Annotated in this window: 11 protein-coding genes; 4 read left to right on the top strand and 7 right to left on the bottom strand. The window is 41.5% G+C overall.

Annotated features, from left to right (window positions below; translation table 11 throughout):
- Nucleotides 1-110: 110 nt before the first annotated feature.
- A complete protein-coding gene (locus H6G76_RS12820) occupies nt 111-590 on the top strand; it encodes a hypothetical protein (RefSeq protein WP_190700643.1) in 480 nt (159 codons plus the stop codon).
- A 175-nt stretch (nt 591-765) separates the two neighbouring features.
- Here the strand turns inward: H6G76_RS12820 and H6G76_RS12815 are convergent, their stop codons facing one another.
- The 4 genes from H6G76_RS12815 to H6G76_RS12800 all read right to left on the bottom strand — a co-directional run bounded on the left by H6G76_RS12815 (nt 766) and on the right by H6G76_RS12800 (nt 5565).
- Entirely contained in the window at nt 766-1233 is a 468-nt protein-coding gene (locus tag H6G76_RS12815; protein ID WP_190700640.1) for a tellurite resistance TerB family protein, read from the bottom strand.
- A gap of 192 nt (nt 1234-1425) precedes the next feature.
- Nucleotides 1426-3324, bottom strand: a complete 1899-nt coding sequence (gene ilvB / locus H6G76_RS12810) for a biosynthetic-type acetolactate synthase large subunit (RefSeq protein ID WP_190700639.1) — start codon at nt 3322-3324, stop codon at nt 1426-1428.
- A 240-nt stretch (nt 3325-3564) separates the two neighbouring features.
- Nucleotides 3565-4827, bottom strand: coding sequence for an MFS transporter (locus H6G76_RS12805; RefSeq protein ID WP_190700637.1), 1263 nt, complete (start codon nt 4825-4827; stop codon nt 3565-3567).
- 180 nt (nt 4828-5007) lie between these two features.
- Nucleotides 5008-5565, bottom strand: coding sequence for a hypothetical protein (locus H6G76_RS12800; RefSeq protein ID WP_190700635.1), 558 nt, complete (start codon nt 5563-5565; stop codon nt 5008-5010).
- 365 nt (nt 5566-5930) lie between these two features.
- On the opposite strand from H6G76_RS12800, the gene H6G76_RS12795 reads away from it, so the two are divergent.
- The gene (locus H6G76_RS12795) at nt 5931-7046 is read left to right on the top strand and encodes a ferrochelatase (RefSeq protein WP_190700633.1); all 1116 of its coding nucleotides are present in this window, start codon (nt 5931-5933) and stop codon (nt 7044-7046) included.
- Nucleotides 7047-7082: 36 nt separating this feature from the next.
- Here the strand turns inward: H6G76_RS12795 and H6G76_RS12790 are convergent, their stop codons facing one another.
- Nucleotides 7083-7628 carry an NADPH-dependent FMN reductase gene (locus H6G76_RS12790; protein ID WP_190700631.1) on the bottom strand — a complete coding sequence of 182 codons (546 nt, stop codon included), beginning with the start codon at nt 7626-7628 and terminating at the stop codon, nt 7083-7085.
- 641 nt (nt 7629-8269) lie between these two features.
- On the opposite strand from H6G76_RS12790, the gene ftsH reads away from it, so the two are divergent.
- Both ftsH and H6G76_RS12780 read left to right on the top strand, forming a co-directional pair.
- Nucleotides 8270-10162, top strand: coding sequence for an ATP-dependent zinc metalloprotease FtsH (ftsH, locus tag H6G76_RS12785; RefSeq protein WP_190700796.1), 1893 nt, complete (start codon nt 8270-8272; stop codon nt 10160-10162).
- A gap of 90 nt (nt 10163-10252) precedes the next feature.
- Nucleotides 10253-10807 carry a Uma2 family endonuclease gene (locus H6G76_RS12780; protein WP_190700629.1) on the top strand — a complete coding sequence of 185 codons (555 nt, stop codon included), beginning with the start codon at nt 10253-10255 and terminating at the stop codon, nt 10805-10807.
- Between the two features lie 172 nt (nt 10808-10979).
- Here the strand turns inward: H6G76_RS12780 and H6G76_RS12775 are convergent, their stop codons facing one another.
- Entirely contained in the window at nt 10980-11657 is a 678-nt protein-coding gene (locus H6G76_RS12775) for a M23 family metallopeptidase (protein ID WP_190700626.1), read from the bottom strand.
- 592 nt (nt 11658-12249) lie between these two features.
- Entirely contained in the window at nt 12250-12630 is a 381-nt protein-coding gene (locus tag H6G76_RS12770; protein WP_190700623.1) for a hypothetical protein, read from the bottom strand.
- Nucleotides 12631-12782 lie beyond the last annotated feature (152 nt).

Below are 12782 nucleotides of genomic sequence, written 5' to 3'. Positions count from 1 at the left end.
ATGACACTTAAGTAAAAATCAACCAGGGCTGATATGAGTCCTACTGCTAAAAAAATGTATTATCCTACATCTTGGTCTTAAACTGAGTCCAGAGTGATGAGGAGAAACTTATGCGATTATTAATTGGTGCAATGCTTATTAGTTTTAGCATTGGACAGTCATTATCTATAGCCCAAGCACAACAACCTTCTAATAATCAAGTCGCAGCAATGGTAGAAGCACTACGACTGGCTGCGCCCCAAACAGGCAAAAAAGATGATGGACTTTATAGCGAATGGCAAGTCCAGCCTGGAACCGTCAAAGCTTGGTCAAAATCTTGCCTTAAAAAAGAAATTACACCAACGCAGTTTGAAAATAGCCCTGCGATCGCCCGCCAAATAATTTCCTGCATCACTAGCCGTGAGTTAAACAAGCAGTACCAAGTAACTAAAAATAATGAAATTGCGGCTGTAAATAGCGTAGCTTGTTGGTGGATGACAGGCACTTATACAGGCTGCAACAGAGGCTTTACTGGTACTTATGTCCAAAAAGTAGTTAGTTTTTACAAACAGCAGCGTTCTAAACCATCACCAACTCAATCTGCACAGTAAATTCGACTCTCTGGAATATGGCTACTATATTGCACCTAACTGAAAACGAACGCTCAAGAAAAACGTAGAAAGCACCCTGAAGTTGGTAGAGATGGGAATTTAACACTGTTTAAGGTGAGTGAAGCGATCGCTTCACTCACTGCTAGTAAAATTAAAAATTCAGCACCAAAAAAAACTATTCTTCGTCTTCATCTTCACATTCTTCTTCCTCTGTCCCAAATACTTCATCGATGAGTTCTTGGGCGCGTTCATCAGAAATATTTAAGGCTTCTTGAAGTTCAGAAATATAGTCTTGTTCGCTGTCAAATACTTCTTCATCAATACCCACTACCAAAATAGCGGTGATATATGCAGCTTCTCGATAACCTTTATTAGGTAAAGAATTAATTGCTTGGGCAATTAGTTCTTCTGGATCTTCTTCCTCGATGAGGGCTGCAACTTTTTCACCTAATTCGGCAAAATCTTCGTCAGTGTAATCTTCAAACTGACTAACACTTTCAAGCATTTCACTCAACGCATATTCTTCGGTTGAGGTAATGCCTTCATCAGCAGCTGCGGAAAATAGACCGATAATAGCGATCGCCACTTCTGGTTCTAGAGCAACTGAACTAGCACTACGGCCTCTGGGCAAACGTTTTGGCATAAAAATCCTGTGAAAAGTTGGTTACTGATTGAAAAAGCAATTTTCAATGCTGAACTTGCTTCTTCATTAGCTTTCCCACAAAAATCCGAGATCACACAGATAGTCGGATTTTTTTATGTAAACTTTTGTCCATAAAAAAACGCAGGAGACGTACTCTCCTGCGTAAAAAGGAAGTTAATTTTTCAGAAATTTTTACAGCTTAGTGCCACACTCAGAGCAGAAGTTATGGCTAGGAGCATTCATACTACCGCAGTGGCTACAACACACGGGTTCTACCGCGCTTGTTGGTGGCTGCTTGGGTAAACCTACCATCTGTGCGTTGCTCTTACCAGGGGCTACCATTGGATAGCAGTTTTCATCTCTGGTGACGTGAACATTCAAGATTACGGGGCCGTTATATGCCAACATTTCGGCGATCGCATCTTTGAGTTGACTGCGTTCTTTCACTACGATGCCTTTAATGCCATAGGCTTTTGCCAAAAACTCAATATCTGGCATCCCGACTTCCATATTTGAGCAAGAGTAACGTTCGCCGTGGAAAGCTTGTTGCCACTGACGCACCATCCCCTGCCAACCGTTGTTCACAATTACAGTCTTGACATTAATCCCATACTGTGCAGCAGTCCCCAATTCTTGTAAACACATTTGGAAACTCGCATCACCACTAATACAGATAACTTCTTCATCTGGGAAGGCCACTTTCGCGCCGATGGCCGCAGGTAAGCCAAAACCCATTGTTCCTAACCCAGCACTCGAAATCCAACGGCGTGGGCCATTTTTGAGGAATTGAGCCGACCACATTTGATGCTGACCGACATCTGTGGTGTAGAAGGCGTTGGGTGCTTGGCGACCGACTTCGCTAATTGCTTCTTGGGGTGAGATGCTGTCGGCGTGTTGGGGAACAACTAGGGGATACTCTTCGCGCCAGCGGTTAATTAAATTTAGCCATTCTTGGTTTTGGTTGGGTGTGGCTTTGATACCTGATTGCTTGCAGCGTCGCAACAAGTCAACCAAGACGTTGCGGACATCGCCAACGATAGGTACTTCTGGAATCCGGTTTTTACCAACTTCTGCTGGGTCAATATCGATATGGATAACTTTAGCACGAGAGGCAAATTCATCTAATTTACCAGTGACGCGATCGTCAAATCTTGCGCCGACACAAATCAGCAAATCGCAATCACTCACAGCAAAGTTAGCATAAGCTGTGCCGTGCATCCCCAACATACCCAAGGCTAGCGGGTGATTTTCGTCAAACGCGCCAATCCCCATCAATGTGGTTGTGACAGGAATATTAAATAACTCAGCGAGGTCTTTAACTTGCTCATGGGCATTAGAAGCGATCGCACCACCACCAACATACAGCAGTGGTCGCCGGCTTTCTTTAATTAATTTAATTGCCGCATTGATCTGGCGAGGATTTCCTTTAACTGTCGGGCGATATCCCGGTAACTTAACTGTGCCTGGTTCTACAGGTACATAATCAAATTCTTCAAAAGCCACATCTTTAGGGACATCAATTAACACTGGGCCTGGCCGTCCAGTGCTAGCGATGTGGAATGCTTCAGCCACAATTCGGGCCATGTCTTTCGGGTCGCGCACTACATAAGAGTGCTTGACAATCGGTAAAGTAATCCCGTAGATATCGGTTTCTTGAAACGCATCTGTACCGATCATTTTTCGGGGTACTTGTCCGGTCACAATCACCATCGGTATGGAATCCATGTAGGCTGTAGCGATACCTGTTACCAAGTTTGTCGCACCAGGGCCAGAAGTACCAAAGCACACTCCTACCTTCCCAGTGGCACGGGCATAGCCGTCTGCGGCATGGGCTGCGCCTTGTTCGTGCCTCACCAAAATGTGCTTCAGCGCACCTGTTGATTCCACTTTGTAAAGGTCATCATAAATTGGCAGAATCGCTCCACCAGGATAACCAAAAATATATTCAACGCCGTGGCGGAGGAGGCTGTCCAGTAGAGCGAAACCACCAGTTGCGCGCTTGGGTGTGACAACTGGCGATTGAACAACAGCAGACTGGTTTTGATTCTCAGTTTTTGCGGGACTAATCGGGGAAGGCAAGCTCAAGGTCACGGTCGAACCTCAGATAATAGCTAAGTTGACGCTTCAATTCTGTATTTAACATTTCATTTTAATTGAAAAGTTAGATTAAGTGCTTATCGATTTTAAATATCAATCAGAAGATAGAGGTTACAAAACAATAAATCTGTTGGGGATCGCTATTTTCAAAATATAAACTCGAAATTGCTCTACTTATACTTCGTAAGTAAACCTAACTATCTTTAATCATAGACAATCAACCACTGTGGCTGATTAAATCACATCCTGTAAAACTCGGCGTGTATTTTGCCACGCCCAAACACCAACGCCTGCAACTACAATGCTCATTGCTACCAATACAGTACGCAAGCCAAGAGCATCAGTTAAGGGACCAGTAATTGCCAAAGGTGCTGATAAAGCAATATTTACCGCATGGTTTTGAAAACCAAATACCTTACCGTGCATAGTTGGTGGTGTTTGCTGTTGAATTAAAGTTTGCATCGGTACGCCAATTAAAGAAGCAGCTATACCTAACAATGCACAAAGTCCCAGTGCTAGCAAAAGATTATGGGTGAATGTGAACACTCCTAACACTACCGCCATCGCCAAAAATCCAATTAAGGGTAAGGGCTTACGGTGTAATCTATCTCCCCAGTGTCCTAAAATCCCCGCACCCAGTAGCATTCCTACCCCTGCTGCTGCCAAGAAAAAGCCAAACTGTTTCTCTTTTAAACCAAACTCTTCTGCTAATCGAATTGTCAGTACTGTTAAAGCTGCAAACACACAATATAAAGTTGTCAGTTGCAGCATGGCATTTAAAACCAAGCGATTTTTCTTGAGATAGCGGATACTTTCTGTAAATTCAGCCCAATGGTTGACGGAGGTGCGCTGTTCCCGATGAGGTTTATGCTCTTTAAACTTAATCGGTTGCATCATGACTGCCGATAGAACATACAGCCCACCAACTATGATTTCTTGGCCGTATTCTTCTCCTATCAAGCTTTTCGCCCAACTCAAAATCGGCTCACCTACTGCAAAACCAACTATCAAAGCTCCCATCATGGTGCTGCTAAACAAAGCGTTCGCTGCCATTAAATTCTCTTTACGTACCAATAAGGGTATAGCGGCTTGTTCTGCGGGTGCAAAAAACTGGGTAACGGTGGAGATGGCAAAGGTGAGAACTAACAAAATAAAAAATTCCCTTGGTAACAAGGGCAGACACAATGTTAATAGTCCCCTTACAATATCAGAGCCAATCATCACCACCTTTTTTGGCAGCAGATCTACAAATACACCACCCGCCGAACCGAATAAAATTGCGGGTACTGTAAATGCCACCATTAAGGTTGAGTACATAGAGTTTTCTGCTAATCCAGCTGGCGGCGGGTAGACTTCTAGTAAAGCAACCATCAAAACGAAAAATACCTTATCTGCCAACTGGGAAATTAATTGCCCAATCCACAGGAGCATGAAATTGCGGTTTTTTAGCAGTGCGCTAAACCCATTATTTACAGCAGCAGGTTCAGTTGGGAACATTAGTTACTCAATGATATTGACTAGGGTAGATGGGAAAGGTGGGAAAGAGCGAGCCAGGGGGATAGGGGCAGAGGGGCAGGGGGCAGAGGGAAAATTCCTCTCCCCTGCTCCCTGCACCCCTGCTCTTTTGCCTCTTCTATTTCTCACTCCTGATTGCCTACGCTGTTTTCCGGACTATTTTTATTCATAGCGTTTTACTAACAAATGCAAAAACTCGGCAGCAGTTAAGCGCATTTTTTGACGAGGAACCTCAACAGAGGAGTCTACCCACCAACCCTGAACAGTTTGGGGCGATCGCCACATAGATAGATGGTCAACTGTTGGTTCTGCGTAAAAATTATTATGCCCACTACCCAGTAGCAAAGAACTCCAATGTGTAAAATAATCATGGCTCAAGCGATGAATTGGAAAATCCCCCCATAAAGGCACTCCCCATCCATCTATAGCAATAAAAGCTTTGACTTGCCCTCCTAAAATTTGCCAATTCCAAGCGGCAACTATTGCACCTACTACCCCAGCACTGAAGCTAATAAATATCACTGGTGAGTCTAGTTTGTTTTTTAGGCGATCGCTTAAAAAATGCACAATATGAGGTGCAGATAAAGCCAAAAATCCATTTTCTGGAAAAACCATGATCCTTTGACTGCTTGTGTTATCAAAATCTATCCCTAACCCACTTGAGATAAAGCTTTGGGTTAATTCCGGATCATGAATTCCAGGGCAAATAATGATATTCATTTATCTTTGGTTTTAACATTAACACTCTGATTCTTGAGTTTTTTCTATTTCAATGAATCTTTTATCTAAATTTTTTAGCTGAACACAATAATAGAAAAATACTTTAAATGCAACATGAGTAGGAGATTTTTGCAAAATGTTGCATTCATCATAAAACTTTAAATACTTTTTTAGAATACTGAGAAATGATATTTCGCTACTCAGTATCTAGTAATCAGCTTAAGTATGTCTTTTGAAATATTGTTGTTAATTTTCTAGTGATCCTATCCCCCCGGAAGGGATAATGGTCTATGATCCAGAAAAATACATAGAAGCTATTACAGAGCTTCTAACTTTATTATCTGGTATCTATTGAGGAATTTACTGTGGTTGCTACCCCAGAAAAATTGCAACACACCCACGAGCATCTACCAGGCCAAGACCGTGTAGCGGTATTGCTCATGGGTTATGGTGAAGTTGAAAGCTACGAAGATTTCGCTAACTATAACGAACAGGCTTTAAATCTTCTAACAGCAAAGTTTGCGCCTGTCCCAACTTGGATATATCCGCCATTAGCAAAGCTTTTGGCACTATTTGACCGCCATGAATGGGGTCATACACACCACGATTTCATCTCGCCACACAATGCCATCTTTGAAAAGCAAAGGGCAGGTATTGAACAAAATTTACAAGCTAAGTGGGGCGATCGCGTTCAAGTTTTCAAAGCTTTTAACTTCTGTGCGCCTTTTCTTCCTCAGCAGGTTTTGTCAGAAATCCACAACCAAGGGTTTGACAAGCTACTAATTTACCCGTTGTTGGTTGTTGATTCTATTTTTACTAGTGGAATTGCGATCGAGCAAGTAAATAATGCCTTAGCTGAAATGACTGAGGGAGAAGAACACTGGGTGAAAGGCCAGCGTTATATTCCTTCTTTTTACAACGAACCCGCCTACATTGACTTGATGGCGCATCTAGTTGAGGAAAAAATCAACGCTGATTTTGCCGCAACTTACCTACCTTCGCAAATCGGCATCGTGTTAATGAATCACGGTTGTCCCCACAAAGCGAAAGGATTTACCTCTGGGATTACCGAAAGTCAAGCACTGTATGATTTAGTTAGAGATAAACTGATTAATCGTTATCCCTTAATCTCAGTGGGTTGGCTAAATCACGACACACCTTTAATTGAATGGACGCAGCCAAACGCTGAACAAGCTGCTAAAAACCTAATTCAATTAGGTGCGAAAGTCATCATATTTATGCCCATCGGCTTCGCCACAGAAAACCACGAAACTCTGTTAGATGTGCATCACATTATCCATGCTTTAGAAAAACAGCACTCTGGTGTGGATTATGTGCAGATGGCTTGTGTTAACGACCATGCAGAATTCTTAGCAATGGCTGCGGAATGGGCAAATCCTTTTATTGCACAGTTATTGTCAGAGGAAGCATTGACAGTTAATCCTCACTCTACTGAGCATCATCACCACCATCATCATTAATTAATAAGGTGGGCAGAATTTTGCCCACCCTATTAATTAATTGATTCCTTTCAATTTGCGAGTGCTATCTACTAAACTTTGTGCAAATTGGTCAAATCTTTGAGACAATTTTTCATCAACAAGCTTACCTTCGGAACTAAAAGCACCCCAAGCTTGCCCAATGGCAATTTGTTCGGGAATTACCCAACCATGTACCCAACGCACGATCAGCCGTAAATCATTGAGGGCGTTGCTGTTAGATTGACCCCCTAAAACACTAATCAGTCCTGTGACTTTTCCAGACAGTTCCTCAAAACTCATCAAATCAAGGGCATTTTTTAGCACACCACTAACGCCACCATGATACTCTGGGGTTGCTAAAATCAATCCATCAGTACCACTTACTGTCTCACGCAATCTTTTTACGTCTGGATATTCTGGATACTCTTTCTCACCATTGCAGAATGGTAGTTGCAATTGCCGCAAATCTAAAATTTCTACCTCTGCACCTATAGCTTCTAACCGTTGTGCTGCTACTTGTAAAGCTAGCTGCGTATAGGAATTTGGTCTTAAACTACCGCCAATGCCAACAATTTTTACCATAATTCACCCATCCATTACAAATAATTAGCTAGTACAGAAATATTTACTAAAAGTCGTACTCATTATGACTATGTGTATTATAATAACGATTTATTAGCTTGTAGTCAAATTGGTCGAGATATATCAGGGTAAACCTCATGTAGCTAAACAATAGAAATTGTGCTGATAAGTTGTTCAGCATACAAACTGCACTATTAAAATTATGAATCAATAGCAAAAATACTCTCCCCTGCTCACGCCAGTCGCTACAAGTCGGCAGAGCCGACGAAAGTTGCCTCAAGTCGGGAAACCCGCCCACGGCACTGTCTCCCCAACGCGCTGGCTCCCCTGCGGTCTAAACGGCAAATTAGCTGATTAACAGCTTATTTCGCCAGGATTAATTTAACTTCATCTTTCCCAGGGGTATAATTTATCCCACTAAGGAGGATTCCTTGAGTAGCATGGGTAAAGAGGTAGAGAATAGCTTTGTGTAGAAGTTAGACTAGATAAAAAACACTCAATTCCAGTTATTGCAATTTTTGCTAGAAGAATAGGCATAAATCCAGCGCAAAGCTCATGCCAGCAGATAAAAGGTAATTGATATGAAAAATTTCAGGAGAAAGGCATTGATGCAACAGCGATCGCCCATAATACAAGGAACTATGGTTAAACCAGAGTTAGGCGCAACCAATAAGAAGCGAAAGCCAAAATCAGTTGCTTGGTCTGGGGCGTTATTAGCCAGTTTAATGATGTTGCCAAGTATTGTCGGCGGTACACCTGCCCTGGCACAAAAAGCAGAGCGCGAAATAGATTATGGTGAGCTAATTAAAAGAACTGAGAGAGGCGAAGTCAAAAAAGTAGAACTAGACGAAACTGAACAGACAGCTAAAGTTTATCTCCAAGGGCAAAAGCCAGATGCACCACCTCTACAAGTAAGGCTTTTAAATCAAAATCCAGAATTAATTAACAAACTCAAAGCGAAAAATGTCGAGTTTGGTGAAGTATCCTCTGCTAACAGTCGAGCAGCTGTCGGGCTATTGATCAACTTGATGTGGATTTTGCCTTTGGTAGCTTTAATGTTACTTTTTTTGCGCCGTTCTACAAATGCCTCTAGCCAAGCGATGAACTTTGGTAAATCTAGAGCGCGTTTTCAAATGGAAGCCAAAACTGGTGTGAAATTTGAAGATGTAGCCGGGGTAGAAGAAGCCAAAGAAGAACTAGAAGAAGTAGTCACATTCTTAAAACAGCCAGAAAGATTTACGGCTGTAGGCGCACGTATTCCCAAAGGTGTGTTGTTAGTTGGGCCTCCAGGTACAGGTAAAACTTTACTCGCAAAAGCGATCGCCGGGGAAGCTGGTGTACCATTCTTCAGCATTTCCGGTTCAGAATTTGTGGAAATGTTTGTTGGTGTTGGTGCATCTCGTGTGCGTGATTTGTTTAAAAAAGCCAAAGAAAATGCACCTTGTCTAATATTCATTGATGAAATCGACGCAGTTGGTAGACAACGGGGTGCAGGTATTGGTGGTGGTAACGATGAACGGGAACAAACCCTCAACCAGTTACTCACCGAAATGGATGGTTTTGAAGGCAATACAGGAATTATTATTATTGCGGCAACCAACCGTCCTGATGTCTTGGATGCAGCCTTGTTACGTCCGGGACGCTTTGACAGACAAGTGATTGTTGATGCACCAGACTTAAAAGGGCGATTAGAAATCTTGCAAGTTCATGCCCGAAATAAGAAGATTGACGAGAGTGTATCATTAGAAGCGATCGCCCGGCGTACACCTGGTTTTACTGGTGCAGATTTAGCCAACCTACTCAACGAAGCAGCTATTCTCACCGCCAGAAGACGCAAAGATGCAATTACCATCCTAGAGATAGATGATGCGGTAGACAGAGTAGTTGCAGGGATGGAAGGTACTCCCTTAGTAGACAGCAAGAGCAAACGCTTAATTGCTTATCACGAAGTCGGACACGCTTTAGTTGGTACTTTGCTCAAAGACCATGACTTAGTGCAGAAAGTGACACTCATCCCACGAGGACAAGCTTTGGGTTTAACTTGGTTTACACCCAATGAAGAACAAGGCTTAATTTCTCGTTCGCAACTCAAAGCCAGAATTACATCAACTTTAGGCGGTCGCGCTGCTGAGGAAATTGTTTTTGGCAAGCCAGAGGTAACTACAGGCGCAGGAGATGACCTGCAAAAAGTCACAAGTATGGCTCGGCAAATGGTCACACGATTTGGTATGTCTGAATTAGGTCCTTTATCTCTAGAAAATCAGAGTGGAGAGGTCTTTTTAGGACGCGACTGGATGAACAAATCAGAATATTCTGAGGAAATTGCCGCCAAGATTGATGCTCAAGTCCGTGAAATTATCAACTCTTGTTATCAAAAGGCCAAAGAATTATTGCAAGAGAATCGCGTAGCCTTAGAAAATTTAGTAGATTTGTTAGCCGAACAGGAGACAATCGAAGGTGAGCTATTCCGAAAAATTGTCAGTGAGCATACCCAGGCTCAGGTAAGTGACGAAAAATTTGCAGTACCTAATTAAAGCTGTAATATTTACCTATTTGTAGAGATGTTGCTGTGCAATGTCTCTACATTATTTATGATTTAGAAAACCATCCCCTTAGCAGTTTCGATGAATAGCACACCAGTAAGTCAAGTGCGATGGACAACAGCAGACTTATCACTCTTTAAGGGCGATCGCAATCATCGCTATGAAATAATTGATGGGGAATTGTTTGTGACACGAGTGCCACATTGGAAGCATCAGGCGGTTTGTATCAATGTTGGGACAGTATTAAAACTTTGGGCAGACGAGACTGGTCTGGGAGAACCAGCAATTACTCCAGGGATTATTTTTTCTGATGCTGATAATGTAATTCCTGATGTAGTTTGGGCAAGTCATGAGCGTCTTGCTCAAGTTTTAGATGATGCTGGACATTTGACAGGCGCACCAGAGTTGGTAGTAGAGGTGTTGTCTGAAGGCGAAAAGAATGAAAAGCGTGATCGAGAAGCAAAGCTCAAGCTATATTCAGTGCAAGGAGTCCTAGAATATTGGATTTTTGACCGCAGGCAGCAGAAGGTAGAAGTTTATCGACGAGAGCAAGGCGTTTTAAGAATAGCTACAACTTTATATAGTCAGGATGAATTGACCAGTCCTTTGCTACCTGGGTTTAGTTGCATTAAGTAAGTCGGTGAGAAAAAACCTAACTATGTTACGAAAGATTAATTAAGCTAAAAGCCTCTTCTCTTCTGCCTTCTGCTTCTTGCCTCCTGCCTTATCCTGACGATAAATATTCACGACGACCTACTTATTCATAAACTGTTTTAGTTTTGAGATAAAAATCCCCCAGTTTCAAATATTAGTAACCAGAATCACCCCTATTTTTTGACTCTTGAATAACGATTTTTGACTCTCTGGTAGCAATTTGCTGCTGAGTAAACATTTCTCGTAACACTAATGCAGGGTCTACATAGTTATTTGCATATTTCAGCCCCCAATGAAGGTGAGGCCCGGTGGTGCGTCCTGTCATACCTACTCGACCAATTCTCATTCCTGTGGGAATTACTTGACCTTCCCAAATTTGAATTCCACCAGCACGGTCTATCAAATATCGCCGACCATTAGCTGTCTCGACATGACCTTCCATGTGGCAATAGGTATGTTCCCATTCGCCAGATTTAATTACTATGTGAGTACCACAAGCAGTGCGATCGGCAACTTTAATTACTGTACCTGCCCACCAGTTACGAATATAACTGCCTTGGGGCGCAGCTATATCCAAGCCTCCATGAAATTCCCAATTTGCACCACCCGTAGCAGATGGGCGATAACCAAAGGGAGATGTGTATGCTTGAAAGTTTTCTACAGGAAAAGAAGCTGCTAACCAAGCATTGCTCCTTGTGGCTTGTCTTTGTTTTACTTCTCTTGCTGTAACGGTTTCTATCTTGGTCAACAGGGTGCTGAAACTAACAATACTCAATCCAAATAGTAATAAAGTTGCTCCAGAAGCTAATAATCTTTGTGGTCTCTGACCCATTCTTTGATTCCTTAATTGCACAGAATTATCGATAACTTTTCAGGAAGCTTTCCTATTATCTAGTTTTTAATTGACATCAAAAATTAAAATTTATTCTTGTAAATCTATTAGTTATCAGTTTTTCTAATTAATGACATAAAAATATTTTTAAATATATAGGACTCATATTTGATTTGGGAAAAAAACTCAGTATACCTTTGTTCCTTCTTTCCTGTTCCCTATTACCTATTGCCTCTCTACACAAGTATGTTCAGGAATCAAACCGGATTTCTATATTTAATTTACTAACAAGCTTGAGCTATAAATTTGTTAGCCTGGGTTTTGTCCTGTTTATGTTATCAGGTTTTGAAATCAAAAAATTATGTTCTGGTGGTAACTTTGTAGATTTGTGACTAGATAAATATGATTTTTATAGTATGTGCTTATTTGCTATCTATGTATAAATTAATATTTTAATTAATTTAGATTTTGAATATATTTAAGTAAATGTCAAATACTGCTAAATAATAAGATAGCCAACTTATTTAAGGAGTTGGCTATCTAAATCTGACTAGATATGATTGCTATTGATAGGAGCTAGCTGTAATAAAAATTACTTAACCTCATCAGCAGCAAATTCCTTGATTTTGCCTTTTTTTACTGCTACTACCACATCATAAGTAGCACAATAAGCAATTGTGACATTATTAGTCTTGTTATAAAGGTTAACTACCATACCTGCACCGCCTGGTTGAACTGCAAGCGGTTCCAAATCACCAAAAAAGAAACGACGTAACTGATCTCCACTACCAAACTGACCCTTATTTTTACTCAGCAAGTCAATTTTTTGTTGCACAGTCAAACCTGTAGCATCTTTCTTTTCAGCAGCTGACACTTGAACTAGCGAAGGGTTGACCGCCTGAAGTGGCACATCCCAAACAGTCAACAAACCAGCTAGAGCAACACCTGTAAGCAATGAGGGAGCGAGTTTCATTTGTAAATTCCTTGCTTGTGTTTGAGCTTTGTAACTATCCAAAGCATCTCAGATGCTACTGAAACCTATGTGAATATCAGGCAGAAATTTCCTGAATTTATTAGTTATGAAGATTCAGTTTAAATTCAGCATTTTCTCAGAAACTTATGTCT

The sequence above is a fragment of the Nostoc sp. FACHB-152 genome (genome assembly GCF_014697475.1).
GTDB lineage: Bacteria > Cyanobacteriota > Cyanobacteriia > Cyanobacteriales > Nostocaceae > Nostoc_B.
The sequence above is the reverse complement of the archived record's forward strand: the minus strand, read 5'-3'. Positions and strand labels throughout refer to the sequence as shown.

What these genes read in the sequence shown, in the direction of transcription:
- H6G76_RS12820 (WP_190700643.1), top strand. Translation starts at nt 111, where the DNA reads ATGCGATTATTAATTGGTGCAATGCTTATTAGTTTTAGCATTGGACAG.
- H6G76_RS12815 (WP_190700640.1), bottom strand. Translation starts at nt 1,233, where the DNA reads ATGCCAAAACGTTTGCCCAGAGGCCGTAGTGCTAGTTCAGTTGCTCTA.
- H6G76_RS12805 (WP_190700637.1), bottom strand. Translation starts at nt 4,827, where the DNA reads ATGTTCCCAACTGAACCTGCTGCTGTAAATAATGGGTTTAGCGCACTG.
- H6G76_RS12800 (WP_190700635.1), bottom strand. Translation starts at nt 5,565, where the DNA reads ATGAATATCATTATTTGCCCTGGAATTCATGATCCGGAATTAACCCAA.
- H6G76_RS12790 (WP_190700631.1), bottom strand. Translation starts at nt 7,628, where the DNA reads ATGGTAAAAATTGTTGGCATTGGCGGTAGTTTAAGACCAAATTCCTAT.
- ftsH (WP_190700796.1), top strand. Translation starts at nt 8,270, where the DNA reads ATGGTTAAACCAGAGTTAGGCGCAACCAATAAGAAGCGAAAGCCAAAA.
- H6G76_RS12780 (WP_190700629.1), top strand. Translation starts at nt 10,253, where the DNA reads ATGAATAGCACACCAGTAAGTCAAGTGCGATGGACAACAGCAGACTTA.
- H6G76_RS12775 (WP_190700626.1), bottom strand. Translation starts at nt 11,657, where the DNA reads ATGGGTCAGAGACCACAAAGATTATTAGCTTCTGGAGCAACTTTATTA.
- H6G76_RS12770 (WP_190700623.1), bottom strand. Translation starts at nt 12,630, where the DNA reads ATGAAACTCGCTCCCTCATTGCTTACAGGTGTTGCTCTAGCTGGTTTG.